Origin of the sequence: Actinomadura montaniterrae (assembly GCF_008923365.1) — a bacterium.
GTDB lineage: Bacteria > Actinomycetota > Actinomycetes > Streptosporangiales > Streptosporangiaceae > Spirillospora > Spirillospora montaniterrae.
Genome location: NZ_WBMR01000012.1, coordinates 48889 through 73826 on the forward strand (window position 1 = coordinate 48889; position 24938 = coordinate 73826).

The window sequence follows — 24938 nt, forward strand, 5'->3', positions numbered from 1 at the left end:
TGTGTGGGGGGGGGCCCCCCCCCCCCCCCCCCCGCCCCCGGGTCGCGCCACCCCACCACCCCCTCCGTCAGGCACGAAACTCCCCAGCGTGCAACACCAAGATCGGCGAGAAGTCGCCAGGCCTGGCAGCCTTTCCCGCCCAACAAATACCGAGAAGAATGTGCCCCGAACGGCCTCGAACGGCCTCGAATGTCAGTCACACAGGGTACTATTTACCTATGCAATCAGTGACGGTCGAGCTCGGGGCCGCGTCCACCATGGAATTGGTGAACGCGCTCTCCGCCATCGCCACTGAACTCGCCCAGCGCGAAGCCCCGGAATCGGCGGCCGCCTGTCTGGAACTCACTGAAACGCTTGCGGCCGCGTCCGATATGCAGGAAAGCGCGCTGGCTGGATTCATCGGTCGAGTCGACGCCACCGGGGAACAGCAGCGGTGGGGATTCCCCTCCACCCGGGCCTGGCTGCGGTCACGCCTGGGCATGCGCGAGAGCCGCGCCAAAGAGCGCCTCACGCTGGCGCGGCAGCGGCACCGCCTCCCGCAAGTGGCTGAGCGGCTGGCGGCCGGGGAGCTGTCCTTCGGCTACGCCACCACCATCACCGACGCCGTGGCCCGGCTGGACGACACCGACTGCGCCGAGGCCGAAGCAACACTCCTCGGATTCGTAGACCAAGGCTTCTCCGCCGGGAAGGTCGCCACGTTCGGCCACCGGATCCGTGACGTCATCGCTGAGCGAGACGGCACCGAGGATGCGCCGGATGAGGACACCAAGCGCGGCTACGCCAAGTCCTGGCTGACCACCACGCGTTCCTTGGACGGCGGCCGGTACGTCAAAGGCTGGCTGAACCCTGAGGACGCCGCGATCTGGGACGGCACCCTGGCTCCGCTGGCCAAGCCGGCCGGCCCGGAAGACCGCCGCGACGTCGCCGAGCGGACAGCAGCGGCACTGTCCAGCGTGCTGTCGGGCGGACACAAGGCCACCAAGGTCACCGTCATCTGCGACCTGGAGACTCTGACCGGCGGCAACGCCCCGGCCCGCCTCACCGACGGCACTCCAATCCCGGCCCCGCACGCCCGCCGCATCGCCCTGGCTGCCGGGGTGTCGCCGCTGCTCCTGGGGCGGGGCAACACCCCGCTGTACCTGGGCCACCGGGAACGGTTCGCCAGCGCAGCCCAACGGCAGGTGCTGGAGACGCTCTACCCCTCATGTGCGGTACGGGAATGCGAGATCCCCGGCACGTTGTGCGAGGTGGACCACGTCAACGGCTGGGCACTCGGTAACAGCCCCACTGACATCGACCAACTCGCCCTCACCTGCGGATGGCACAACCGGTTCAAGCACACCCGCCCCGGCCAGATCCAGATCACCAAAGATTCGGACGGGCGCTACGTCTACCGGCTCTTGCCACCGGCCGACGCCCGAGCCGCAACCGATACGGGGCCGCCCGGCTCGATCGGCCCACCCGATAGCGCCTTCGACTGGGCCGCATAACCATCCCACCGGCATGACCGCCGAGTCCGCCCGGGCCTCTTCGGATCCCGGGCGGCTCCGGCATGCCCGCACCCACTCCATCGCGGCCGCCACCCGCAGCCGCCCCCACAGTCGCCACCGCAGCCGCCCCCGCCCTCGCCTGCGCAGCCGCCGCCGCCGCCGAATGATCGGCTGGAACGCGGCACGGCCGTTGACTTGTTGGGTGTCTTCGTGCCTGACGGAGGGGGGTGGTGGGGTGGCGCGACCCGGGGGCGGGGCAGGCGGAGCCTGCCCCCATCACCTGCCCAGGGGCCGCAGAGGCTCCAAAGTCAAGGGTGGACGAAGTCCATCGCGAAGCGACGCCGAAGGCGCCCTTGACTTTGGAGGGGCGGCCCCGTACGCAAGCGCCACCCCACCACCCGAACACCCCTCTTGCGATTCCCCGAACACCCTTGAAGACCCTCCATACGCCGTGACCGCAGTCCCTTCGCCGCCTCCCCGGGCTACCTCCCCAGGCCGCCTCCCCGGGCTACCTCCCCAGGCCGCCTCCCCAGGCCGCCTCGTATCGCCGCCTCGTATCGCCCCCTGGCCTTTCCGCCTGGCCTTTCGCCTTGCTTTGCTGCCTGTGCTGTTGTCTCGGTCGCGTTGGTCTCTGTTCCGGCGTCCTGGTGTCTCTTGGCGCGGTCGGAGGGCGACGTGATGGCGATGACCAAACCTGAACTCTGCGAGGCAGGTCCGCTGCGAGGATGGTGGGATGCCGGTTTTGAGTGCACGGGACGGTACGCGCCTCGCCTACCGCGTGATCGGTCGCCAGGACGACGGCGCGAGCGGAGAGCCGTTGTTGTGCGTTCCGGGTGGGCCGATGCGGGCTTCCTCCTATCTCGGGGCTCTCGGCGGGCTGTCGGGAAGACGCCGGCTCGTCATGCTTGATCTGCGTGGTACCGGCGGATCGGGGAGACCGGTCGATCCGGCGACGTATCGGTGTGATCGCCAGGTCGATGACGTGGAGGCGCTGCGGGAGCATCTGGGTTTGGAGCGGGTTGATCTGCTTGCGCATTCGGCGGGCGGCGACCTGGCGATCCTGTATGCGGCGCGCCATCCGGAGCGGGTGCGGTCGTTGACGCTGGTCGCGGGGCGGGCGCGGGCGTTGGGGGTCGACTTCACGGTGGAGCATCGCCGGGAGGCGATGGAGCTGCGGAAGGGCGAGCCGTGGTTCGAGGCGGGGCGTGCCGCGTTCGAGGCGGTGTTGGCGGGCAGCGCGTCCGAGGCCGATTGGGAGGCGGTGGTGCCGTTCTTCTATGGGCGCTGGGACGCGGCGGCGCTGGCGCATGCGAGGGGAGAACTCGCGGAGACGAACGAGCGGGCGGCGGAGTTGTACGCGTCCCCGGAGGCGTTCGATCCGCTGGCGGCGCGGCGGGCCGTCGCGGGGCTGGATGCGCGGGTTCTCGTCCTGGCCGGGGAACTGGACGGTGGGCCGCTGCCCCGGGTCGCCGTCGAGATCGCGGCGGCGTTCCCGGCGGGGACGGCGGTCGTGCAGCCGGGGGCGGGGCATTTTCCGTGGCTGGACGATCCTGGGTGGTTCGTCGAGGCCGTGGCGGGGTTCCTGGACCAGGCGGGCGGGGATTGACCTGGAGTGGGCTCCAGGTGGGATCCTGGAGAGCGTGAGCTCCTATTCCCCGGCCGAGACCGCCGAGCGAAGCGGTTTCAGCATCGACACGTTGCGTTACTACGAGAAGATCGGGCTGCTCGAAGGGATCGCGCGGAACGCGTCCGGGCGGCGCGTTTTCAGTGACGGCGACCTGCAGTGGCTCGGGATGCTGCGGTGCCTGCGCGAGACGGGGATGCCGATCGCGGAGATGCTGCGGTACTCCGAGCTCGCGCGCGGCGGCGCCGAGACCGTGCGGGAGCGGCTGGAGCTGCTGCAGGAGCACGACCGCCGCGTGGAGGAGCAGATCGCCCGGCTGCGCGAGCAGCAGGAGCACATCAAGTTCAAGATCGGTTTCTATGCGGGTGCGGTCTGCGAGGGCTCTCCGGCCTGAGCGAGCAGGCGGGCGGCGCGGGCCCAGGTCTCGGCGGGGTCGAAGCGGTCCGCGGTCCAGGTGTGGGCGCGGATGGTCCCGCGGTCCCGGAAGCGGCGCATGATGGCGACGTGCGGGGGCCAGGCGACGAAGCGGTGCAGGTCCTCGCGGGTCTCCCAGATGGAGACGGAGCCGCTGCGCAGCCGCAGCGGCTTCGTCCACAGCCAGAGGCCGACGGCGCCTTCGAGGCTGGGCCAGGCCCGGCGCAGTTCCAGGCCGGCCCGGTAGACCTTCGGGAGGTCGTACGGGTAGGCGCAGGTGAAGTCGGTGACGCTCACCAGCACCGGCCCGCCACCGCCGGCGGGGCCGGGCCGCCAGCTCCTCAGCGGTTCCACGAGGCGGAGCGTCCGAGGAGGGCGAGGAGGCGGTCCTGCGGGGACGCGTCGTCCGCGGACGGGACGACGGGCGCGAAGGACGTCCCCGGGCCACGGTCGTCGGCGCCGGTGGGGACGATCGCGGCGACCTTGAGGGACGCGGTGACCAGCTCGTCGCCGGGCTCCCAGGGGGCGCCGATCGTCGCGGCGACGTCCCAGGCGTGCACGACGAGGTCGACGAAGTGGAAGCCGAACGCGAGCGCGGCGGGGAACGGGCCGCCGTCGCGGATCTCGGGGAGGACGAGCCCGGCGTCGAGGGGCGTCGCGGCGAACGCCTCGGTGACGAGGTCGAGGGAGGCCGCCGCGGCGGCGTAGGGGTCGTCGCCGAGGTCGCCGCCGTGCCAGTTGGCCAGGGGTGCGCCGTCGCCGCGGGTGGCGGCCGCGAAGCCCTGGTCCTGGCTGACCTGGTGGCGGAGGAGGCCGTGCAGGGTCCAGTCGGGGCACGGTGTCGGCAGGGTGAGCGCGTCCGGCTTCACCTGGGCGACGGCCGAGAGGTAGAGGTCGGCGGCCTTGCGGTCCAGGGGCCGGAAGTCGGTGGTGAGCAGTTCGGTCAGCAGGTCCATGCGGCCACCGTAGGAACGGCGAGTGGCTCAGGTACAGGGCCAAAATCGTGGAAAACGACTGAGCCGGTCTAGGGTCGGACGCGTGGACCTGCATGTGAGCCTCGTCGGGCGCAGGGATCTGGCGGGCCAGATCTACCGGCAGCTGCGGGCCGCGATCCTGGACGGGCGGCTGCGCGCGGGGGAGGCGGCGCCGCCGACGCGGGAGCTGGCGCGGCGGCTGGCGATCTCGCGGAACACGGTGGCGGTGGCGTACGACCGGCTCGCGGCGGAGGGGTTCCTGGAGAGCCGGGTGGGGGCGGGGACGTTCGTCCGGGACGCCGGTTTCCAGGAGCGGGAGCGTCCGGTGGCGTCGCCGCTGCGGCCCCGGCAGGTCTGGGACGAGGTGAAGGTGTGGCCGGCGCGGATGCCCGGGATCACCTGGGACTTCCGGGCGGGCCTGCCGGACGTGCGGCTGTTCCCGTACGAGTCGTGGCGGCGGATCATGGCGGGGCGGCTGCGCCCGTCCGCGCTCGGCGACCCGGCGGCGGCCGGGGACCCGGCGGGGCTGGTGGAGCTGCGGGAGGCGATCGCCCGGCACGCGGGGGTCTCGCGGTCGGTGCGGGCGGCCGCCGCGGACGTGGTGGTGACGTCGGGGATCCAGCAGGCGCTCGACCTGGTCGTCCGGGTGCTGCTGGAGCCGGGGGACGTGGTGGCGGTCGAGGATCCCGGATACCCGCCGGTCCGGATGCTGTTGCGGGCGGCGGGCATGCGGGTGCGGGGCGTGCCGGTGGACGCGGAGGGCCTGCGGGTGGACGCGCTGCCGGACGAGGCGCGGGCCGTCTACGTGACCCCGTCGCACCAGTTCCCGCTGGGGATGCCGATGTCGCTGCCGCGCCGCCGCGCGCTGCTGGAGTGGGCGCGGCGCCGGGACGTGGTGATCGTCGAGGACGACTACGACACCGAGTACCGGTACGGGGGACGTCCGATCGAGCCGCTGCAGAGCCTGGACGACGGGGGCCGCGTGCTCTACATGGGCACCTTCTCCAAGATCATGCGTCCGGTGGTGCGGCTGGGGTTCCTCGTCGCGCCGCCGTCGCTGCACCGTGCGTTCCGGCTGGCGCGGTACGTCTCGTCCTGGCACGCGGACCTGCCGGCGCAGGCGGCGCTGGCCCGGTTCATCGACGAGGGCCTGCTGGCGCGGCATATCCGCAGGTCGCGGCGGGAGTACCAGGCCCGGCACGAGCGGGTCGCGGAGCTGCTCGGGACGCTGTTCGCGGGACGGCTGGAGGTGGTGCCGTCGGCGGCGGGCCTGCATCTCAGCGCGGCGCTGCCGGACGGGACGGATGACGCGGCGGTCGTCCGCAAGGCGCTGGCGGAGGGGATCGGGCTGTTCGCGCTGTCGGAGTTCGCCGTGGACGGGCCGCCGGCGCCGGGACTGGTGTTCGGCTACGGCGCCGTCACGCTGCCGGAGATCGGCGAGGGACTGCGCCGGCTGCGGCGCGTCCTCGGCTAGGCGGACCGTACCGGGGAAGCTGTGACCCGCTTCACCCAATAGTCCACTAAATCTGTATGGAAAATCGATTTAGAGGCTGTTAGCCTCCTCTCTCACCAGCGGAGATTTTGTCCGGAGTCTCGACAGAACGGGGAGCGGCATGGCGTCCGGTGCGGAGCCCGGGGTCCTCGGACTGGTCCGGCGCGGGCACGAGGAGCGGATCCTCGCGCTGCTGCGCGCCCGGGGCCCGCTGAGCCGCGCCGAGATCGCCCGGCTGTCGGGGCTGTCCCGGTCGACGCTGTCGGACATCGTCGGCGCGCTCCAGGAGCGCGGCGCCGTGGTCACCACCACGGCGGCGGCCACCGGGCGGCGCGCCCCGGGGCGTCCGGCCGAGCTCATCACGCTGAACCCCGCCGCCGGCCGGACGCTCGGGATGGACTTCGGGCACCGCCGCGTGCACGTGGCCGTCGCGGACGCCGCGCAGCGGGTGGCCGCCACCGGGACGCGCTCGTACGCCCGGTCGACGCCTTGGGCGCGGCGGGTCCGCGTCGCCTGCGCCCTGGTCGAGTCGTTCCGGGTCGACCTCGGGCCCCTGACGGGCGTCGGCGTCGGCGTGACCGGGCCCGTGCCGCGGGGCCGCGACGGGCGTCCGGGCGGCGCGGCGCGGGAGGTCGCGGAGGCGGTCGGCGAGCACTTCGGGGTTCCGGTCGCCGCCGACAACAACACCCGGCTGGCGGCGCTGGCGGAGGCCGCGCGGGGTGCCGGGGCGGGCTCGTCCGACCTGGTCTACGTGCGGCTCTCGGACGGCGTCGGCGGCGGCATCGTGGCGGACGGGCGGCTGCTGCGCGGCGCCGACGGCACGGCCGGGGAGATCGGGCACGTGCCGGTGGACGCGGCGGGGCCGCCGTGCGGGTGCGGCGGCCGCGGCTGCCTGGAGACCTACGCGTCGATCCCCGCCGTCCTGGACGCGAGCGGCGGCGACGACCTGCCCGGCGCGCTCGCCGCGCTGGAGGCGGGGGACGCCGCGGCGCGGGCGGCGTTCGAGCGGGCCGGGCGGGCGCTCGGCCTCGTCCTCGCCGGGGTCTGCAACACCGTGGCCCCCGAGCGGATCGTGGTGGGCGGCGAGCTGGCGGCCGCCGGTGGAGCGCTCCTCGGCCCGGCGGAGGAGGCGCTGCGGCGGCACGCCCTGCCGATGGTCCGCGGCGACCTGCGGCTGAGCCCGGCGGCACTCGGCCCCGGGGCGGGCGCGCTCGGCGCGATCGCCCTGGTGGCCCATGACTCCCCGCTCCTGGCGGGCTATCCGTTTCTGATGGCAGGAGGGACCCCCGTATGAGTTTCGACCCCGAGGCGGGCGTCACGGTGTTCGAGCCCGAGCGGGCCGAGCCCGGTTACTGGGTGGGCTGTCCCGGCGTCCTGCGCGACGAGGGCCGCCACCTGCTGACGTACCGGCGCCGGCGGCCGCGCGGCGCCGCCGGCACGGAGCGCGGCTGGCGCTGCGCGATCGCGGTGAGCGACGACGGGCTGGCGTTCGAGGACGTCTGGGCCGTGGAGAAGGGCGAGCTGGGCACGCCCTCGATGGAGCGCTTCAGCCTGTACCGGCGGCTGGACGGCGTGTACCAGCTGTACCTGAGCTATGTGGACCCGGCCGACGGCCGGTGGCGGATCGACGTGGCCGAGGCGGCGGCGCCCGACGGGTTCGACGTGGCGGCGCGGCGCCCGGTGTTCACCGCGGCGGCGACCGGCACGGAGGGCGTCAAGGACCCGCGGGTCGTGCGCACCGCGGACGGACGCCTGGTGATGCTGGTCAGCGCCGCGCGGGCCGCGCTCTCGGACGAGGACCGCGAGCGCGCCCACGCCACCGCCGACATCCACAACACGGGCCTGTCGGACTCGGTGTCGGCGCTCGCCGAGAGCGCCGACGACGGGACGACGTGGAAGTGGCGTGGGACCGTCTTCGCGCCGGGAACCGGCTGGGACCGCTGGGCCGCCCGCCTCAACAGCGTCGTGGAGACCGGCGGCGGATACCTCGGCTTCTACGACGGCGAGGCCGACCACACCCGCAACTACGAGGAGAAGACCGGGCTCGCCTGGTCGTCCGACCTGCTCGGGTGGAAGCGGCTGACGCCGGACGGGCCGGCGGTCGCGTCCGCGTCCGGCACGGGATCGGTGCGGTACGTGGACGCGGTCCCGCAGGACGGCGGGCGGGTGCGCCTCTACTACGAGATGACCCGGGCGGACGGCGCCCACGAGCTGCGCACCCTGGAGCTCTCGTCCGAGGAGGTGGGCCGATGGGCACCGTGACCGCGCCGGCGGCGCAGCCGGTGCGCGAGGCCCGACGCCGGAGGGTGCCGTCCCGCGCGCGCGGACTCGGCCTCAACCTCGTCGCGCTGCTGCTCGGCATCGGGCTCTGGGCGCTCCTCGCGGGCCTCGGCGTCCAGGGGCTGCCCGGCCCGGTCCGGGTGGCGCACCGCGCGGCCGAGGTGCTCGGCGACGGGACGCTGGAGGGCGACGCGCTGGCCAGCCTGCGCCGGGTGCTGCTCGGGTTCGCGCTGGGGACGGCCCTGGCGGTCCCCGCCGGCTTCCTGATGGGCTGGTACGGCGTCGCGCGCGGGCTGCTGGAGCCGTGGGTGCAGTTCTTCCGGACGATCCCGCCGCTGGCGATCATCCCGCTGGCCATCGTCGTGCTCGGCATCGGCGAGACGCCGAAGATCCTGGTGATCGCGCTGGGCGCGTTCCTGTCGTGCGTAATCTCTACTTTTCAGGGCGTGATTGGGGTGGACCCAACGCTGGTCAACGCGGCACGGGTGCTCGGCGCCGGGGACCGGGTCATCTTCACCCGCGTCGTCGTCCCGGCCTCGACGCCGTTCATCGTCGTCGGGATGCGGATCGGGCTCGGCTCGGCGTGGGCCACCCTGGTGGCGGCCGAGCTGATCGCCGCGCAGCAGGGCCTCGGCTTCCGGATGCAGCAGGCCCAGGTCTACTACGACCTCCCCACGATCTTCGTCGGGCTGATCACGATCGGCGTGCTCGGCCTGCTCATGGACCGGCTGCTGCTGCTCGCCGAGCGGCGGCTCGGCGGCTGGCAGGACCGCCGGTGAACGGGACGCGCCCGGACGGCGCCCGAACGGGGAAGGCGGCCCCGCCGGACGCCGCCAAGATCGAGTTCCGCGCGGTGGGGAAGGTCTACCCGGCCGCCGGCGGCGGGACCGCCGTCACCGCGCTCGGCGGGGTGGACCTCGGCATCGCCGACGAGGAGTTCGTCACCGTCGTCGGCCCGTCCGGCTGCGGCAAGAGCACGCTGCTCGGCGTTGCCGCCGGGCTCGTCCCGCCGACCTCCGGCGAGGTGCTGGTGGACGGCCGCCCGGTCACCGGACCGGGCCCGGAACGCGGCGTGATCTTCCAGCAGTACGCGCTGTTCCCCTGGCTGACCGTGCGGGGGAACGTCGAGTTCGGGCTGAAGGTCGCCGGGGTCCCGCGGCGGGAGCGCCGGGCGCGGGCCGAGCACTTCATCGGCCTCGTCGGGCTCGGCGACTTCGCCGACGCCCATCCGCGGACGCTGTCGGGCGGCATGCGGCAGCGCTGCGCGCTCGCCCGCGCCTACGCCGCCGAGCCGCGGATCCTGCTGATGGACGAGCCGTTCGGCGCCCTCGACGCGCTGACCCGCGTCCGCATGCAGGACCGGCTCCTCGACATCTGGGGCCGGGAGCGCCGCACGGTCCTGTTCATCACCCACGACGTGGACGAGGCCGTCTACCTCGGCGGCCGGGTCGTCGTCATGGCCTCGCCGGGCCGCGTCCAGGAGGTCGTGGACGTCGGCCTGCCGCGGCCCCGCACCGAGGAGGTGCGGCTGTCCCCGGAGTTCGCGGAGATCCGCAACCGCATCTGGCATGCGGTCTACCACCAGGAAGGGAACACCACGTGAGGATGCGCACCGCGCTGGCGGGACTCGCCGCGGCCGTGCTGGCCCTGTCGACGGCCGGCTGCGGCGGCGACGCGAAGGCCGGGTCCGGCGGGTCGGAGAAGGTCCGGTTCGGCTACATCGCCGACTTCAACGGCTCCAGCCTGCTCGCGATCGCCGCGAAGCAGGGGCTGTGGAAGAAGCAGGGCCTCAAGCCCGAGACGAAGGTGTTCACCAACGGCCCGCTGCAGATCCAGGCGCTCGGCGCCGGGGACCTGGACGCCGGCTACATCGGCCCCGGGGCGTTCTGGCTGCCCGCGTCCGGCAAGGCGAAGATCATCGCGATCAACGGGCTAGGGTTCGCCGACCACGTGATCGCCCAGCCGGGCCGCGGGATCCGCACGGTCGCCGATCTGAAGGGCAAGAAGGTCGGGGTGCCGGAGGGCACGTCCGGCGACATGATCCTGTCGCTCGCGCTGAAGCGGGCCGGGCTGACCGCCAAGGACGTGAAGAAGGTCGCGATGGACCCGACGACGATCGTGTCCGCGTTCGCCTCCGGCCAGATCGACGCGGCCGGCATCTGGTACCCCCTGATCGACACGATCAAGCAGCGCAAGCCGGACCTGGTCGACCTCGCCGGCGACCGCGACTTCTACCCGGCGATGAGCTTCCCCAACGCGTTCGTCAGCGCCCCCGACCTGCCGAGCCGCAAGCCCGAGCTGGTCACCAAGCTCGACCGGGTGCTCCAGGAGGCCGCCGACTACCGCGCCGCGCACCTGGACGAGACGGTCAAGCTGACCGCCGCGTTCATGAAGCTGCCGGTCGACAAGGTCAAGGCAGACGCCGCGAACGGCGAGTACCCGACGACCGCCGACCTCGTCGCGAAGACGCAGGACGGGACCGTCGCCAAGTGGCTGGACGGGCTGGCCGCGCTGTTCGCCGAGTCCGGGAAGCTGAAGTCCGTGCCGAAGGCCGACACCTACTACGCGGGCGACCTGTACGCGAAGGCGGCCGGCAAGTGACCGGAGCGGACGCGCCCCGCAACATCCTGTTCCTGATGACCGACCAGCACCGGGTCGACACGCTCGGCTGCTACGCGGCGGACGGCTCGGTGAGCACCCCGCACCTGGACGCCCTGGCGGCGGCGGGAACGCGCTTCGACCGGTCCTACACGCCGACCGCGATCTGCGCGCCCGCCCGGGCCAGCCTGCTCACCGGGTACGCGCCGTTCCGGCACCGGCTGCTCGCCAACCGGGAGCGCAACGTCGGCTACCTGGACGAGCTGGCCGACGGCCAGTTCACCTTCGCCGAACCGCTCGCCAAGGCCGGATACAACCTCGGCCTCATCGGCAAATGGCATGTCGGCGCCGAGCGGAGCGCGGGCCACTACGGCTTCGACGGCCCGCACCTGCCCGGCTGGCACAACCCGGTGGACCACCCCGACTACCTCGCCTACCTGGAGGAACGCGGGCTCCCGCCGTTCGCGATCACGAACCCGATCCGGGGGACGCTGCCGAACCGCAGGCCGGGCAACCTGCTCGCGGCGCGGCTGAGCCAGCCGCTGGAGGCGACGTTCGAGCACTACCTCGCCACCCGCGCGATCGAGCACCTGGAGCGGTACGCCGAGGACTACAGGACGGGCCGCCGCCCGTTCTTCCTCGCGACCCACTTCTTCGGACCGCACCTGCCGTACCTGCTCCCGGACGAGTACTACGACCGCTACGACCCGGCGGACGTCGAGCTCCCCGCGTCGGTGGCCGAGACGTTCGAGGGCAAGCCCGCCGTGCAGCGCCGGTACAGCGAGCTGTGGACCTACGACACGCTGCCGGAGGAGGTGTCCCGCGAGCTGATCGCCGTCTACCGGGGCTACGTGGCGATGATCGACCACGAGATCGGCCGCATCCTGGCCGCCCTCGCCGACCTCGGCCTCGACGGCTCGACGGCCGTCCTTTTCACCGCCGACCACGGCGAGTTCACCGGGGCGCACCGGCTGCACGACAAGGGCCCGGCCATGTACGAGGACATCTACCGCACGCCCGGCATCGTCCGGGTCCCGGGCGCACCGGAAGGACGCGTCAGCGGCGAGTTCGTCGGGCTCATGGATCTGACCGCCACCATCCTCGACCTCGCCGGGCAGGACACGTCCCCGGCGGTCGACGGGCGCAGCGTCCTGCCGCTGGTCGAGGGGCGCGACGTCGCATGGCGGCGGGAGTGGGTCGCCGAGTTCCACGGCCACCACTTCCCCTACCCGCAGCGGATGATCCACGACGGCCGGTACAAGCTCGTGGTCAACCCGGAGTCCCGCGACGAGCTGTACGACCTGGACGCCGACCCGCACGAGCTGCTCAACCGCGTCGACCACCCCGAGCTCGCGGACGTCCGGCGCCGCCTCACCCGCCGGCTCTACGAGCTGCTGGTGGAGCGCGGCGACAACTTCCACCACTGGATGAGCGTGATGTCCGACACCGGGCCGCTCGACCACGACCCGACGCTCTCGGCGTTCGAACGCGGCGCCGGCGTGTACGGAAAGGAGACCTGAGGACCGCGGCCCGTCCTGACCGGGGGACGGGCGTCAGCGCTGGACGGGCGTGATGCGGCGGCCGTCCGCGCCGAACAGCAGCATCCGGTCGAGGTTCACCGTCAGCGCGACGTGGTCGCCGCGGTTCGGGCGCTGCCCCGGGTTCGCGCGGAAGATCAGGTCGGAGCGGCGGTGGTGGCCCTCGTGCTCCTCCGCCCGGCCGGGCTCGCCGGACGGGCGGCCGAGCATCTCCCGCAGCCGGTCGCGCAGGCCCGGCCGCCGGACCTCGGGCACCGCCGCGGGGACCGGCCGCCCGAACTCGCTCGCGTCCACCGTCGGGATGCCGGCCTGCGCGTACGCGAGCCACTCGTGGCCGTGGAACTCCAGCGCATGGACCTGCCCGGACAGCACCGTCCCGTGCCGGGCGGGCGAGCCCGGCGCGATCGGGACCAGCGTGTCCGGCCGGATCCCGGCGATCACCATCTGCCCGTGATGGCTGATCAGCGACGAGGCGCGCGGGTCGTCCCACGGGATCGTCAGCCGCTGCGGGCCGAGGTCGAGCAGCAGCCCTTCGCCCTCGACGGCCCACAGCGTCGCCTGCAGCAGGTTGATCGGCGGGGAGCTGAGGAACGCCGCGACGAACACCGTCGCCGGGTCCTCGTAGATCTGCTCGGGCGTGCCGACGTCCTCCAGGACGCCGTCGCGCAGCACCGCCATCCGGTCGGCCATCGTCATGGCCTCGATCTGGTCGTGCGTGACGTAGACGGTGGTGGTGCGGCTCGAGCGGACCAGCGCGGCGATCTCCACGCGCAGCTCGGTGCGCAGCCCGGCGTCCAGGCTGGACAGCGGCTCGTCCATCAGGAACAGCGACGGCTCGCGGATCAGCGCCCGGCCGATCGCGGCGCGCTGCCGCTGCCCGCCGGACAGCGTGCCCGGCAGCCGGTCGATCATCGTGTTGAGGCCGAGCGCGCGCGCCAGCTCGACGACCTTCGCCGACGCCTCCGCGCGGTCGTCGCCCGACACCTCCAGCGGGAACATCATGTTGCCCTTGACGGTGCGGTGCGGGTAGAGCGCGCCCTCCTGGAACACCATCGCCACGTTCCGGTCGCGCGGCGGCAGGTCGTTGGCCACCGACCCGTTCAGCCACAGGTCGCCGGAGGTGATCTCCTCCAGCCCGGCGATCATCCGCAGGATGGTGGACTTCCCGCACCCGGACGGCCCGAGGAGCACGAACAGCTCGCCGTCGTTGATCCGCAGCCGGACCTTGCGGACGGCGACCTGCCCGCCGGGATACACCTTCTCGACGCCGTCCAGCACAACATCCGTCATCAAGGCCGCCTGGGGGTGGGCAAGAACTCGGTGGGTCATCTCATCGCGTCACAATCCGTTTGTCCATAGCTGGCGCAGGGTTACCAGCCGTTAACAAGGCCGGGTCCGGCCACGTGCGACGCGCCCGTCACGGTGGTCGCGCGGTGCCGGGCCCGGCGGACAGCCGGGGCCCGGCCCGGGGGAGAGCGGGTTGCGGTGGGATGGCTTGGATGTCGGCGTGGCGCCGTAGACTCCTTCGCTGTGGCAGGCCGTATTCGCAATGAGGACATCGCGCTCGTACGCGAGCGGTCGTCCATCGCCGACGTCATCGGCGAGTACCTGCAGCTGCGGAGCGCGGGCGGCGGCAACCTCAAGGGCCTGTGCCCCTTCCACGACGAGAAGTCGCCGTCGTTCAACGTGACCCCGTCGCGGGGGCTGTACTTCTGCTTCGGCTGCGAGGCGGGCGGCGACGTCATCAAGTTCGTCCAGGAGATCGAGCACCTGTCGTTCTCCGAGGCGGTCGAGCGGCTCGCCGCGCAGGTCGGCATCCAGCTCCGCTACGAGGACGGCGGCGGGCGCGGCCCCCGGCAGGACACCGGGCAGCGCGCGCGCCTGCTGGAGGCGCACAAGGCGGCGGCCGAGTTCTACGTCGAGCACCTCGCCTCTGCCGAGGGCGCGATCGGCCGCACGTTCCTGTCCGAGCGCGGGTTCGAGGCCGCGGACGCGGCGCACTTCGGCGTCGGGTTCGCGCCGCGCGAGTGGGAGGGCCTCGTCCGGCACCTGCGCGGGCGCGGGTTCGCCGACCGCGACATCGTCGCCGGCGGGCTGGCCAAGGAGGGGCGCCGCGGCCCGATGGACCGGTTCCGCGGCCGGCTGATGTGGCCGATCCGCGACCTGTCCGGCGACGTCATCGGGTTCGGGGCGCGCCGCCTCTACGAGGACGACGACGGACCGAAGTACCTGAACACCCCCGAGTCGCCGCTGTTCCACAAGAGCTCGGTGCTGTACGGGGCGGACCTGGCGAAGAAGGAGATCGCGCGGCGGCGGCAGGCCGTGGTGGTCGAGGGCTACACCGACGTGATGGCCTGCCACCTGTCCGGGGTGCAGACGGCGATCGCCACGTGCGGGACGGCGTTCGGCGACGACCACATCAAGATCCTGCGCCGGCTGCTGATGGACCAGGACGAGTTCCGCGGCGAGGTGATCTTCACCTTCGACGGCGACTCGGCGGGCCAGAAGGCGGCGCTGCGCGCGTTCGCCGACGAGCAGAAGTTCGTCACGCAGACGTTCGTGGCCGTCCAGCCGGACGGCCTGGACCCGTGCGACCTGCGGATCCGGCACGGCGACGCGGCGGTGCGCGACCTGGTCGCGTCGCGGCTGCCGCTGTTCGAGTTCGCGGTGCGCAGCGCGATCCAGCAGCACGACCTCGACACCGCGGAGGGCCGGCTGGCCGCCCTCGACGCGGCGGCGCCCGTCGTCGCGGCCATCAAGGACCGGGCGCTGCGGCAGATGTACGCGGTGAGCCTCGACCGCTGGCTCGGGATCATGGACGAGCAGTTCGTGCTGCGCCGCGTCCGGGAGCTGGCGAACCGGCGGCACGCGCAGGCGCGCAACGGGCGCGGCAACGGCCGCAACGGCGCGATGCCGAACGGCAACGGCAACGGCGCCCCCGGGAACGGCGCGAACGGCAACGGCGGGAACGGCGGGAACGGGGCGGTGCCGCAGCGGCCGGCCTACGACCCGAACGACCCGGAGGTGCAGCGGGAGCGCGAGCTGCTGAAGCTGGCGGTGCAGCGTCCGGCGATGCTCGGGCCGGTGTTCGACGAGGTCCCGGAGGGTGCGTTCATCGCGCCGCCGCACGCCGCGGTGCGCGCGGTGATCGCGCAGGCGGGCGGCGTTACCGCGGCGGGCAACGCCTCGGAGTGGGCGATGACGCTGCTGGAGAGGGCGCCGAACGAGCAGGTCAGGGATCTGATCACCATGCTCGGAGTCGAGCCGGTACGGTCCGCACAGGAATCGGACGACCGCTATGCCGTGGAACTGCTGGCCCGAATACAGGAACGCCAGCTCACCCGCATGATCGCGGACGTGAAATCTAAACTCCAGCGGCTGAATCCGGTCGAGGACCCCGAGCAGTACAACCGGCTCTTCGGCGATCTTGTCGCGCTTGAGCAGCAGAGACGGGTGTTGCGGGAGCGAGGGCTTGGATCCCAGTAGCCGGTATTACCGCGAAATGGGTCCTGTGATCTAGGCCGCATCTGTCGCAGACTGTCCCCGTGGGCCCTTCGGTGCTGCCAAGCGAGGCGCCATCGGTTGATCAGGTGGCGGACCTCGTCGCACGCGGCAGAGAGCGCGGCGGTGTGACCGTCGAAGACGTCGCTGCCGCGCTCGATCGCTCGGACTTGCCGGACGACTCCCTCGAACGGGTCGTCCGGATGCTCGCAGAGCAGGGGGTAGAGGTCCTCGAATCTCAGCAGGAGACCGAGGACGTCGCGCGAGCGGATGAGGGAGACCTCGGCAAGCGGGCGCCGACGAGCGACCTGGTCCGGATCTATCTGAGAGAGATCGGTCGCGTACCGCTTCTCACGGCAGAAGATGAAGTAGAACTGGCGAAATCGATCGAGGCGGGGCTGTTCGCGGAGGAGAAGATGGCGCACACGGCCGTCCTCTCCCGCGCCGAGCGGATCGACCTCGAACTGCTCTCCCGCGACGGAGTCCGGGCGAAGCAACGGCTGATCGAGGCCAACCTGCGGCTGGTGGTCTCGATCGCGAAACGGTACGTGGGCCGGGGAATGCTGTTCCTCGACCTGATCCAGGAAGGGAATCTCGGACTCATCCGTGCGGTCGAGAAGTTCGACTACACGAAGGGGTTCAAGTTCTCCACGTACGCCACCTGGTGGATCCGGCAGGCGATCACTCGCGCGATCGCCGACCAGGCGAGGACCATCCGGATCCCGGTGCACATGGTGGAGACGATCAACAAACTGGTCCGCGTGCAGCGGCAGATGCACCAGGACCTCGGCCGCGAACCCACCCCCGAGGAGATCGGCCTGGAGATGGGGCTGCCGCCCGTCCGGGTCGTGGAGATCCAGCGGATCGCGCAGGAGCCGGTCTCGCTGCAGTCGCCGATCGGTGAGGAGGACTCCGACCTCGGCGACTTCATCGAGGACGCGGACGCGGTGGTGCCGATCGAGGCCGCCGCGTTCATCCTGCTGCAGGACCAGCTCGAGGACATCCTCGGCACGCTGTCGGAGCGGGAGCAGCGCATCATCCAGCTGCGCTTCGGCCTGACCGACGGGCATCCGCGCACGCTGGAGGAGGTCGGCCGGGAGTTCGGCGTGACCAGGGAGCGGATCCGGCAGATCGAGTCCAAGACCCTGGCCAAGCTGCGGCACCCGTCCCGCGCGCAGATGCTGCGCGAGTACCTCGAGTAGGAGCGGCCCGCCCGGACCGGGACCGGGCGGGGGAGAACGACAGGGGGCGACCGCCCTCCGGGCCCGAGCGGCCCGGAGGGCGGTCGCTCGCCGTACGCGCCGATCGCCCGCCGTGGTCGCCGGGTTCCGCGGATCCGGCGCTTGACGTCGCATTTCGGGCGGACGGTGGATTACCGTAATGCCCATGCTGATCGTGACGACTGATGGCGTTGCCGGGTACGAGATCCGCAGCGTGCTCGGCGAGGTCCTGGGGACGGCCGTCCAGACCGATCAGGCCGGGGTGCAGCCCGGGCATTCGGGGAGCAGCGCGACGTTCCGCGTGACGGGCGACCGGCCGGCCCTCGGGCTCGCCGCCGCGCGCCGCGAGGCGGTGGACCGGCTCGGCGAGGAGGCGCGCCGCAAGGGCGCGAACACGGTGGTCGGGATGCGGTTCGACACCGCGGCGCTGCCCGGCGGGGGCCACGAGGTGTGCGCCTACGGGACGGCCGTGTGGGCCGAGCCGGCGCAGCAGGCGCCGCATCCGCAGGCGTCGCAGCATCTGCAGCACTCCCAGCAGGGGCATCTGCCGCCGTACGGTGAGCCGCAGTCGGGCCCGCCGATGGTCGCGCGGAACCTGACGATGGGGATCAACGACCGCCCGCGCTGAACCCGCGGGACGCGTGGGATGCCTCACTGTCGCGGGGGCGACTTGACGGGGTGAGGGCAGCCTTGGCTAATTTAGGTGAGCCTAACCATTGCATCCTGGAGTCCCCCATGCGTCCTGCCTCCGTGCTCGCCCTCAGCGGCGTGGCCGCCGTGTCGATGTCCCTCCTCTCGGCGTGCGGCGGTGACGGGAAGGCGGACGCGGCCGGCGCCGTCCCCGTGACGGCGTCCAAGGACAAGTGCGAGGTCGGCAAGACCGAGCTGCCCGCCGGGAAGAACTCGTTCAAGGTGTCCAACAAGGGCTCGGAGGTCAACGAGTTCGAGGTGCTCAGGCCGGACGGCAGCATCCTCGCCGAGCGCGAGAACATCGGCCCCGGCACCAGCGTGAACTTCGTGGTGAACCTGCCGGAGGGCAAGTACAAGCTGCTGTGCAGCGCCGGGCAGACCGGCAAGGGCCCGTCGCAGGAGGTCACGGTCACCGGCCGGAGCGGCGGCGCCGACCCGCGCCTCACCAGGGCCGCCACCGACTACAAGGCCTACGTGATCGCCCAGCTCGACGACACGATCGCCCAGACCAAGCCGTTCGTGGCGGCGGTCAAGGCCGGCGACGTCGAGAAGGCGAAGAAGCTGTACGCGCCGTCCCGCGTCGGCTGGGAGTCGATCGAGTCCGTCGCGGAGAAGTTCAGCGACATCGACGGCAAGGTCGACACCCGCGAGGCCGACCTCAAGCCGGACGAGAAGAACGACTGGTCCGGCTGGCACCTGCTGGAGAAGGCGCTGTTCAAGGACGGCTCCGTCAAGGGCAAGGAGAAGTACGGCGACCAGCTCCTCGCCGACCTCGAGACGCTGAAGGGCCGCCTGCCGGGCCTCACCCTCGACCCCGTCAACGACATGGCCGCGGGCGCGAAGGGCCTGCTGGACGAGGTCGCCACCGGCAAGGTCACCGGTGAGGAGGAGACGTTCAGCCACACCGACCTCGTCGACTTCAAGGCCAACGTGGACGGCGCGAAGAAGGCGTACGACCTGCTCAAGCCGGTCGTCCAGGAGAAGGACGCGCAGCTCGCCAAGGACCTGGACGAGAACTTCGCCGCCGTCTACGCGCTGCTGAAGAAGCACGAGGAGGGCGACGGCTACGTCTCCTACGACAAGGTCGGCAAGGACGACCGCAAGAAGCTCGCCGACGCGGTGAACGCGCTGGGCGAGCCGCTGTCCAAGCTCGCGGAGGTCGTGGCGAAATGACGCAGTCCCGCCCGTCGGACACCGGTTCCCGCTCCCCGGACGCGCCGCGCGCCGGGATGTCCCGCCGCCGGATGCTCGGGTTCTCCGGCGCCAGCCTGCTGGTAGGCGCCGCGGCCGGGGCCGGCCTGGACCGGGTCGCGTCCGCCGACACCGGCGGCACCGACACGGCCGCCCCGGTCCCGTTCCACGGCCCCCACCAGGCGGGCATCGCGACCCCCGTCCAGGACCGGCTGCACTTCGCCGCGTTCGACGTCACCACCGACGACCGCGGCAAGCTCGTCCAGATGCTCAAGGACTGGACGAAGGCCGCGGCCGACATGACCGCCGGGCGGGCGATCGGCGACGGCGCGATCCCGGAGGTCGCCGTCGCGCCGCCGGACGACACCGGCGAGGCCCTCGGCCTGCCCGCGTCCCGGCTGACGCTGACGATCGGGTTCGGCCCGACGCTGTTCGAGAAGGACGGCAAGGACCGGTTCGGGATCAAGGCGAGGCGCCCGGCGGCGCTGGTGGACCTGCCGCACTTCTCCGGCGAGAACCTCGACCCGGACCGCAGCGGCGGCGACATCTGCGTGCAGGCCTGCGCGGACGACCCGCAGGTGGCGGTGCACGCCATCCGCAACCTCGCGCGGATCGGGATGGGCGTCGTCGGCGTCCGCTGGTCGCAGCTCGGGTTCGGCAAGACGTCCTCGACGACGCCGGACGCGCAGACGCCGCGGAACCTGTTCGGGTTCAAGGACGGCACGGACAACATCGGCGCGAACGACACGGCGCTGCTCGACAAGCACGTCTGGGCGGCCGGGGCCGACGGCTCGGACTGGATGGCGGGCGGCTCCTACCTGGTGGCGCGCCGGATCCGGATGCACATCGAGATCTGGGACCGGACCTCCCTGCGCGAGCAGGAGGACGTCTTCGGGCGGAGCAAGTCCGAGGGCGCGCCGGTCGGGGAGAAGAAGGAGCGCGACAAGCCCGTCCTGGCGCGGATGAAGCCGGACGCGCACGTCCGGCTGGCGCATCCCGACTCCAACGGCGGCGCGCGGATCCTGCGGCGCGGCTACTCCTTCACCGACGGCTCGGACGGGCTGGGGCGGCTGGAGGCGGGCCTGTTCTTCATCGCGTTCCAGCGCGACCCGCGCACCGGCTTCATCAAGATCCAGGAGTCGCTGGCGTCGGACGCGATGAACGAGTACGTCCAGCACGTCGGATCGGGGATCTTCGCGTGCCCGCCCGGCGTGAAGGAGGGCGGCTACTGGGGCGAGACCCTGTTCGCGTAGGGGCTCACCCAGTGCGTCGAGGGCTTCGCCCTAGGGTGCGCCTTGGTGTGCCCTAGGGGTCGCCGTGGGCGGCTCTCAGGAGCCGCCTCCGGCGCGTTCGGAGCGGATGCGGGTGACCACGTCGCCCGCGGCGGTCTTGATGGACTCCAGTTCCTGGAGGTAGGCCCAGTAGTCCGGGTGCGCGCCGGTGAGCCGCTTCGGCGCGTGCTCCAGCCGTTCCACCAAGGCGTCCAGCGCGCGCGCATGGTGCGGGGCGGCGCCACCAGGCTGCGCCATGGCGAGCCGCTGCGCGTCCCGCACCGCGAACCGGGCGCTCTCGACGGGCTTCTCGGGGTCGGCGGCGACCGCCTCCAGCTCCGTCACCCGCCCGGTGACCTGCCCGGCGCGCCGGTCGGCGCCGTTCAGCTCGGTGCGCGCCGCCGTCAGCGCCTGCTGCGCCTGCTTCCACTCGGCGCGGCCGGCGAACGCCGCGGCCTCGTTCAGCCGCTCGCGCGCGCGCTCAACGCCCGCCTCGACGGCCTCCGGCGCGCCCCGCAGATCCTGCCAGCAGGCCTGCGAGTAGGCCCGCAGCAGCACCTTCATCGCCTCCCGGACGGGCCCGGCGCGGTTCGCCACGACGTCCACGCGGGTCCGGACCGAGGCGAGCGCGTTGCGCACCTTCTCCGCCATCTTCGGCAGTTCCTCGGCGGCCAGCCGGGCGCTCTCGGCGATCACGCGCACCTCGTCGGCCTTGCGCATCGCCCCGTCCAGCCCGAGCCCGCCGAGCCCCTGCGAGCTCAGCAGCGCCAGGGCCTCCTTCGCGCGCGCCAGCTCCGCCTCCGGGTCGGCGGCGTCCATCCCGGCCGCCCGCGCCGCCCGCACGGCGGAATCGGCGGCCGCGACGGCCTCCCGGGCGGCGGTGAGCCGCGGCGGGAGCTGGTCAAGGGCCGCCTCCAGCTGCGCCATCCGCGGCGCGAGCCGCTCGGCGAACCCGTTCAGGTTCCGGGTGATCTGCTGCAGCCGCTCCGTGGACGCCAGGAACGCGCGGCGCGCCGCGTCGAACTCGGCGGGCGACCGGTCCCGGTCGTCGAGGTCGTGCGCGTCCAGCACGGAGATGTAGGCCACGGAGGCCGCGTCCGCGGCCTCCGAGAGCCCCGCGAACTCCCGCCGGACCGGCGCGGCGGCGGCCGCGTCCAGATCCTCGAAGACGGTGACGCGCCCGTCGAGGAACTTCTGCGCCTGGTCCATGTCGTAGAAGGCGGTGGCGGCCGCCTCGCGCGCCTGGATCGCCGCGTCGGCGGCCTGACCGCCCCTGCCGCGCCGCCGCTGGTCGCCCGGTCCCCGCAACGCCGCCTCCCTTCGTCCTCAACGCCCAGTCTCGCGCAGTCCCGGGCTTCTCGCGTAATGCGTCCACAACGGATGGAACGGATAGCATCGCTGCTGCGTCGATATAGCGAGACGCCTGCCCGGCGTCCGGTACGTCATGCGATCTTGGAGGAACGCCGTGGGAGTCAGCCTCAGCAAGGGCGGCAACGTCTCGCTCACCAAGCAGGCCCCCGGCCTGTCGGCGGTGACGGTGGGGCTCGGCTGGGACCTGCGCACCACGACGGGCACCGACTTCGACCTCGACGCCTCCGCGCTGGTGCTGGACGCCTCCGGCAAGATCCTCACCGACCAGCACTTCGTCTTCTTCAACAACCTGCGGACCCCCGACGGCGGCGTCGAGCACACCGGCGACAACACCACCGGCGCGGGCGAGGGCGACGACGAGCAGATCAACGTGAACTTCGGCGCGATGCCCGCGGAGGCCGAGCGGGTCGCGTTCGCCGTGTCGATCTACGACGCCGACAGCCGCGGCCAGAACTTCGGGCAGGTCCGCAACGCCTACATCCGGGTGCTCAACCAGGGCGACCGGTCCGAGATGGCCCGCTACGACCTCACCGAGGACGCGTCCATGGAGACCGCGATGGTCTTCGGCGAGCTGTACCGCAACGGGTCCGACTGGAAGTTCCGCGCGGTCGGCCAGGGCTACGCCTCCGGGCTGGCGGGCATCGCGATGGACTTCGGCGTCAACATCTGAACGACCTCTACCCCGGGAAGGGAGTGGCCCGAACATGGGAGTCTCACTCGCCAAGGGCGGCAACGTCTCGCTGACGAAGGCCGCGCCCAATCTGTCCGCCGTCACCGTGGGCCTCGGCTGGGACGTGCGCGCCACCACCGGCGCCGACTTCGACCTGGACGCCTCCGCGCTGATGCTCGGCCCGTCCGGCAAGGTGATCTCCGACCAGCACTTCGTGTTCTTCAACAACCTGAAGAGCCCGGACGGCTCCGTCGAGCACACCGGCGACAACCTGACCGGCGAGGGGGAGGGCGACGACGAGTCGATCAACGTCGACCTGACCGGCGTGCCGCAGGACTGCGACCGGATCGTCTTCCCGGTGTCGATCTACGACGCCGACAACCGGCAGCAGAACTTCGGGCAGGTCCGCAACGCCTTCATCCGGATCGTCAACCGGACCGACGGCAGCGAGCTCGCCCGCTTCGACCTGACCGAGGACGCCTCCACCGAGACCGCCATGGTCTTCGGTGAGCTGTACCGGCACGGCGCCGAGTGGAAGTTCCGGGCGGTCGGCCAGGGCTACGCCTCGGGCCTCGCCGGCATCGCCATGGACTTCGGCGTCAACGTCGGCTGACGGCCGCCGCCGCCCCGCAGGACGGCCGGCCGGTCCGGCCGTCCCTCTCAGAGAAATACGCGCATGATTCTTCGCACCTTCGGTTGGGCCTTCGGCATCACCGTCCTCGGCCTTCTGGTCGCCGCCCTGTACGACGGGGGGACCGGGCTCGCCCTGGTCGCGGTCCTCGCCGTGCTGGAAATCTCGCTGTCGTTCGACAACGCCGTGGTCAACGCCAAGGTGCTGGACCGGATGAGCCCGTTCTGGCAGAAGATCTTCCTGACCGTCGGCATCGCCATCGCGGTGTTCGGCATGCGGCTGGTCTTCCCGCTGCTGATCGTCGGCATCACCGCCAAGCTGAACCCCTTCGAGGCGTTCGACCTGGCGCTGAACGACCCGCACAAGTACCACCACCTGATGAACGACGCGTATCCGATGATCGCGGCGTTCGGCGGGATGTTCCTGCTGATGCTGTTCCTGGACTTCGTGTTCGAGGAGCGGGCCGACAAGTGGCTGCCGTGGCTGGAGGCGCCGCTGGCGCGGATCGGCAAGCTCGACCAGCTGTCGGTCGTCGTCGCGGGCGGCGCGCTGGCGTTCACCGCCGGGCTGTTCGCCGACGACCCCGGCCAGGTCATGATCGCCGGCGTGCTGGGCATGGTCACCTACATCCTGGTGAACGGGCTCGGCGAGCTGTTCTCCGAGGCGACCGAGGACGAGGACGACGAGGACGGCGACGGCGCCGCCGAGCCCGCCGCGGAGCGGGCCCCGGCGAGGTCCGGGCCGAGCTCGCTGGCCCTCGCCACCGGCAAGGCCGGGTTCTTCCTGTTCCTCTACCTGGAGGTGCTGGACGCCTCGTTCAGCTTCGACGGCGTGATCGGCGCGTTCGCGATCAGCACCGACCCGATCATCATCGCGCTGGGCCTCGGCATCGGCGCCATGTACATCCGGTCGCTGACGGTGTTCCTCGTCCGCAAGGGCACCCTGCACGAGTACGTCTACCTGGAGCACGGCGCCCACTGGGCGATCGGCGCGCTCGCCGTCTGCATGCTGGTCAGCATCGGCCGGCACGTCCCCGAGTGGCTCACCGGCGGGGTCGGCGCGGGCCTGATCATCGCCGCGTTCATCAGCTCCGTGGTGCGGAACCGGGCCGACGGCGGCCCGCCCGCCGCGGCGGGCGACGACAAGCCCCTGCACTCCAGCAAGGTCTGACCCGGCCGTACCCCGGCCGGGTCCCGATGGGGCGGTGCACCTTCGCGCGGTGCGCCGTCCGCCCCGCGTACCGTCCGCACCCGACACCCCACCCCGCTTCGTACCTTCCGTATCCGCACCGTCCGCACCCCGCGACGACCGATCATCAGCACCGAAGGAGCCGACGATGACGATTTCGCTGCAGAAGGGGCAGAAGGTCTCGCTGGCCAAGCCCGGCGGCGGCACCCTCACCCGGGTCAGGATGGGCCTCGGCTGGGACGCCGTCGCGAAGAAGGGGCTGTTCGGCAAGGGCAAGGCCCAGTCGATCGACCTGGACGCGTCCTGCCTGCTGTTCGACGCCGGCGGCAACCTCGCCGACTCGGTGTGGTTCCGGCAGCTGCGCAGCAAGGACGGGTCCGTCCAGCACACCGGCGACAACCTGACCGGCGCGGGCGAGGGCGACGACGAGGTCATCAACGTCGACCTGCAGAGCGTCCCGGCCAACGTCGTCCAGCTGGTGTTCACCGTGAACTCCTTCACCGGGCAGGACTTCTCGCAGATCGAGAACGCGTTCTGCCGGCTGGTGGACGAGGCCACCGGGCAGGAGATCGCCCGCTACGACCTCAGCGGCGCCGGGCAGCACAACGCGCAGATCATGGCGAAGGTGTCGCGGGACGGCGACGGCTGGTCGATGACCGCGATCGGCGCGACGGCGTCGGGCCGCACCTTCCAGCACCTGCTGCCGGCCGTGTCGGCTCATCTGTGACCCGGCGGGCGGCTGTGGTCTGCGAGGCGGCTGTGGTCGGCGAGGCGGCTGTGATCGGCAAGGCGATG

At 72.2% G+C, this 24938-nt stretch carries 23 protein-coding genes; 19 read left to right on the plus strand and 4 right to left on the minus strand.

Annotated elements, in window-relative coordinates; all coding sequences use genetic code 11:
* Positions 1 to 227 precede the first annotated feature (227 nt).
* The 3 genes from F9B16_RS06890 to F9B16_RS06905 all read left to right on the plus strand — a co-directional run bounded on the left by F9B16_RS06890 (position 228) and on the right by F9B16_RS06905 (position 3508).
* The gene (locus F9B16_RS06890) at positions 228 to 1490 is read left to right on the plus strand and encodes an HNH endonuclease signature motif containing protein (RefSeq protein ID WP_192808645.1); all 1263 of its coding nucleotides are present in this window, start codon (positions 228 to 230) and stop codon (positions 1488 to 1490) included.
* A 733-nt stretch (positions 1491 to 2223) separates the two neighbouring features.
* Positions 2224 to 3096 carry an alpha/beta hydrolase gene (locus F9B16_RS06900; protein ID WP_151539133.1) on the plus strand — a complete coding sequence of 291 codons (873 nt, stop codon included), beginning with the start codon at positions 2224 to 2226 and terminating at the stop codon, positions 3094 to 3096.
* A gap of 34 nt (positions 3097 to 3130) precedes the next feature.
* The gene (locus tag F9B16_RS06905) at positions 3131 to 3508 is read left to right on the plus strand and encodes a MerR family transcriptional regulator (protein ID WP_151539134.1); all 378 of its coding nucleotides are present in this window, start codon (positions 3131 to 3133) and stop codon (positions 3506 to 3508) included.
* On the opposite strand, the gene F9B16_RS06910 is transcribed toward F9B16_RS06905, so the two are convergent.
* Positions 3472 to 3882 carry a hypothetical protein gene (locus F9B16_RS06910; RefSeq protein ID WP_151539135.1) on the minus strand — a complete coding sequence of 137 codons (411 nt, stop codon included), beginning with the start codon at positions 3880 to 3882 and terminating at the stop codon, positions 3472 to 3474. The two genes, F9B16_RS06905 and F9B16_RS06910, sit on opposite strands and share 37 nt — an antisense overlap.
* A complete protein-coding gene (locus F9B16_RS06915; protein ID WP_151539136.1) occupies positions 3870 to 4484 on the minus strand; it encodes a TIGR03086 family metal-binding protein in 615 nt (204 codons plus the stop codon). Before F9B16_RS06915 ends, F9B16_RS06910 begins: the two co-directional genes overlap by 13 nt.
* A gap of 82 nt (positions 4485 to 4566) precedes the next feature.
* Between F9B16_RS06915 and pdxR the strand changes: the two genes are divergently transcribed.
* The 7 genes from pdxR to F9B16_RS06950 all read left to right on the plus strand — a co-directional run bounded on the left by pdxR (position 4567) and on the right by F9B16_RS06950 (position 12392).
* On the plus strand, positions 4567 to 5976 hold the full coding sequence (gene pdxR / locus F9B16_RS06920; RefSeq protein ID WP_151539137.1) for a MocR-like pyridoxine biosynthesis transcription factor PdxR: 1410 nt from the start codon (positions 4567 to 4569) through the stop codon (positions 5974 to 5976).
* Between the two features lie 139 nt (positions 5977 to 6115).
* On the plus strand, positions 6116 to 7288 hold the full coding sequence (locus F9B16_RS06925; protein WP_151539138.1) for an ROK family transcriptional regulator: 1173 nt from the start codon (positions 6116 to 6118) through the stop codon (positions 7286 to 7288).
* Positions 7285 to 8256 (plus strand): glycoside hydrolase family protein, encoded by a 972-nt coding sequence (locus tag F9B16_RS06930; protein WP_151539139.1) that lies wholly within the window; start codon positions 7285 to 7287, stop codon positions 8254 to 8256. Before F9B16_RS06925 ends, F9B16_RS06930 begins: the two co-directional genes overlap by 4 nt.
* Positions 8244 to 9053, plus strand: a complete 810-nt coding sequence (locus tag F9B16_RS06935; protein WP_151539140.1) for an ABC transporter permease — start codon at positions 8244 to 8246, stop codon at positions 9051 to 9053. Before F9B16_RS06930 ends, F9B16_RS06935 begins: the two co-directional genes overlap by 13 nt.
* A complete protein-coding gene (locus tag F9B16_RS06940; RefSeq protein ID WP_192808646.1) occupies positions 9050 to 9877 on the plus strand; it encodes an ABC transporter ATP-binding protein in 828 nt (275 codons plus the stop codon). The genes F9B16_RS06935 and F9B16_RS06940 overlap by 4 nt, the downstream gene beginning before the upstream one ends.
* Positions 9878 to 9879: 2 nt before the next feature.
* Positions 9880 to 10875 (plus strand): aliphatic sulfonate ABC transporter substrate-binding protein, encoded by a 996-nt coding sequence (locus F9B16_RS06945; RefSeq protein ID WP_151539173.1) that lies wholly within the window; start codon positions 9880 to 9882, stop codon positions 10873 to 10875.
* Complete coding sequence (locus F9B16_RS06950; protein WP_225991426.1) at positions 10872 to 12392, plus strand: sulfatase-like hydrolase/transferase; 1521 nt, start codon at positions 10872 to 10874, stop codon at positions 12390 to 12392. The genes F9B16_RS06945 and F9B16_RS06950 overlap by 4 nt, the downstream gene beginning before the upstream one ends.
* Positions 12393 to 12425: 33 nt before the next feature.
* Here the strand turns inward: F9B16_RS06950 and F9B16_RS06955 are convergent, their stop codons facing one another.
* Entirely contained in the window at positions 12426 to 13700 is a 1275-nt protein-coding gene (locus F9B16_RS06955) for an ABC transporter ATP-binding protein (protein ID WP_151539141.1), read from the minus strand.
* A gap of 240 nt (positions 13701 to 13940) precedes the next feature.
* On the opposite strand from F9B16_RS06955, the gene dnaG reads away from it, so the two are divergent.
* The 5 genes from dnaG (at position 13941) to efeB (ending at position 20265) form a co-directional block, all read left to right on the plus strand.
* Positions 13941 to 15896: a DNA primase gene (dnaG, locus tag F9B16_RS06960; RefSeq protein WP_151539142.1), complete on the plus strand. Its 1956-nt coding sequence runs from the start codon at positions 13941 to 13943 to the stop codon at positions 15894 to 15896.
* Between the two features lie 71 nt (positions 15897 to 15967).
* Positions 15968 to 17113 (plus strand): RNA polymerase sigma factor RpoD, encoded by a 1146-nt coding sequence (gene rpoD / locus F9B16_RS06965; protein WP_225991430.1) that lies wholly within the window; start codon positions 15968 to 15970, stop codon positions 17111 to 17113.
* Positions 17114 to 17297: 184 nt separating this feature from the next.
* Complete coding sequence (locus F9B16_RS06970) at positions 17298 to 17759, plus strand: YbjQ family protein (protein ID WP_151539144.1); 462 nt, start codon at positions 17298 to 17300, stop codon at positions 17757 to 17759.
* A gap of 107 nt (positions 17760 to 17866) precedes the next feature.
* Complete coding sequence (gene efeO / locus F9B16_RS06975; protein ID WP_151539145.1) at positions 17867 to 18994, plus strand: iron uptake system protein EfeO; 1128 nt, start codon at positions 17867 to 17869, stop codon at positions 18992 to 18994.
* A complete protein-coding gene (efeB, locus tag F9B16_RS06980) occupies positions 18991 to 20265 on the plus strand; it encodes an iron uptake transporter deferrochelatase/peroxidase subunit (protein WP_151539146.1) in 1275 nt (424 codons plus the stop codon). Before efeO ends, efeB begins: the two co-directional genes overlap by 4 nt.
* A 75-nt stretch (positions 20266 to 20340) precedes the next feature.
* On the opposite strand, the gene F9B16_RS06985 is transcribed toward efeB, so the two are convergent.
* Positions 20341 to 21591, minus strand: coding sequence for a coiled-coil domain-containing protein (locus F9B16_RS06985; protein ID WP_151539147.1), 1251 nt, complete (start codon positions 21589 to 21591; stop codon positions 20341 to 20343).
* A 157-nt stretch (positions 21592 to 21748) separates the two neighbouring features.
* Here F9B16_RS06985 and F9B16_RS06990 point away from each other — a divergent pair, with 157 nt between their 5' ends.
* From F9B16_RS06990 to F9B16_RS07005, 4 genes are all read left to right on the plus strand, one after another.
* Entirely contained in the window at positions 21749 to 22324 is a 576-nt protein-coding gene (locus F9B16_RS06990; RefSeq protein WP_151539148.1) for a TerD family protein, read from the plus strand.
* Positions 22325 to 22358: 34 nt separating this feature from the next.
* Positions 22359 to 22937 (plus strand): TerD family protein, encoded by a 579-nt coding sequence (locus F9B16_RS06995; protein ID WP_151539149.1) that lies wholly within the window; start codon positions 22359 to 22361, stop codon positions 22935 to 22937.
* Between the two features lie 63 nt (positions 22938 to 23000).
* A complete protein-coding gene (locus F9B16_RS07000) occupies positions 23001 to 24125 on the plus strand; it encodes a DUF475 domain-containing protein (RefSeq protein WP_151539150.1) in 1125 nt (374 codons plus the stop codon).
* Between the two features lie 166 nt (positions 24126 to 24291).
* Positions 24292 to 24870: a TerD family protein gene (locus F9B16_RS07005; RefSeq protein ID WP_151539151.1), complete on the plus strand. Its 579-nt coding sequence runs from the start codon at positions 24292 to 24294 to the stop codon at positions 24868 to 24870.
* Positions 24871 to 24938 lie beyond the last annotated feature (68 nt).

What these genes read in the sequence shown, in the direction of transcription:
- F9B16_RS07005 (WP_151539151.1), top strand. Translation starts at nt 24,292, where the DNA reads ATGACGATTTCGCTGCAGAAGGGGCAGAAGGTCTCGCTGGCCAAGCCC.
- F9B16_RS06970 (WP_151539144.1), top strand. Translation starts at nt 17,298, where the DNA reads ATGCTGATCGTGACGACTGATGGCGTTGCCGGGTACGAGATCCGCAGC.
- F9B16_RS06925 (WP_151539138.1), top strand. Translation starts at nt 6,116, where the DNA reads ATGGCGTCCGGTGCGGAGCCCGGGGTCCTCGGACTGGTCCGGCGCGGG.
- efeB (WP_151539146.1), top strand. Translation starts at nt 18,991, where the DNA reads ATGACGCAGTCCCGCCCGTCGGACACCGGTTCCCGCTCCCCGGACGCG.
- F9B16_RS06915 (WP_151539136.1), bottom strand. Translation starts at nt 4,484, where the DNA reads ATGGACCTGCTGACCGAACTGCTCACCACCGACTTCCGGCCCCTGGAC.
- F9B16_RS06955 (WP_151539141.1), bottom strand. Translation starts at nt 13,700, where the DNA reads ATGACGGATGTTGTGCTGGACGGCGTCGAGAAGGTGTATCCCGGCGGG.
- F9B16_RS07000 (WP_151539150.1), top strand. Translation starts at nt 23,001, where the DNA reads ATGATTCTTCGCACCTTCGGTTGGGCCTTCGGCATCACCGTCCTCGGC.
- F9B16_RS06935 (WP_151539140.1), top strand. Translation starts at nt 8,244, where the DNA reads ATGGGCACCGTGACCGCGCCGGCGGCGCAGCCGGTGCGCGAGGCCCGA.
- F9B16_RS06995 (WP_151539149.1), top strand. Translation starts at nt 22,359, where the DNA reads ATGGGAGTCTCACTCGCCAAGGGCGGCAACGTCTCGCTGACGAAGGCC.
- F9B16_RS06930 (WP_151539139.1), top strand. Translation starts at nt 7,285, where the DNA reads ATGAGTTTCGACCCCGAGGCGGGCGTCACGGTGTTCGAGCCCGAGCGG.
- F9B16_RS06945 (WP_151539173.1), top strand. Translation starts at nt 9,880, where the DNA reads ATGCGCACCGCGCTGGCGGGACTCGCCGCGGCCGTGCTGGCCCTGTCG.
- efeO (WP_151539145.1), top strand. Translation starts at nt 17,867, where the DNA reads ATGCGTCCTGCCTCCGTGCTCGCCCTCAGCGGCGTGGCCGCCGTGTCG.
- F9B16_RS06900 (WP_151539133.1), top strand. Translation starts at nt 2,224, where the DNA reads ATGCCGGTTTTGAGTGCACGGGACGGTACGCGCCTCGCCTACCGCGTG.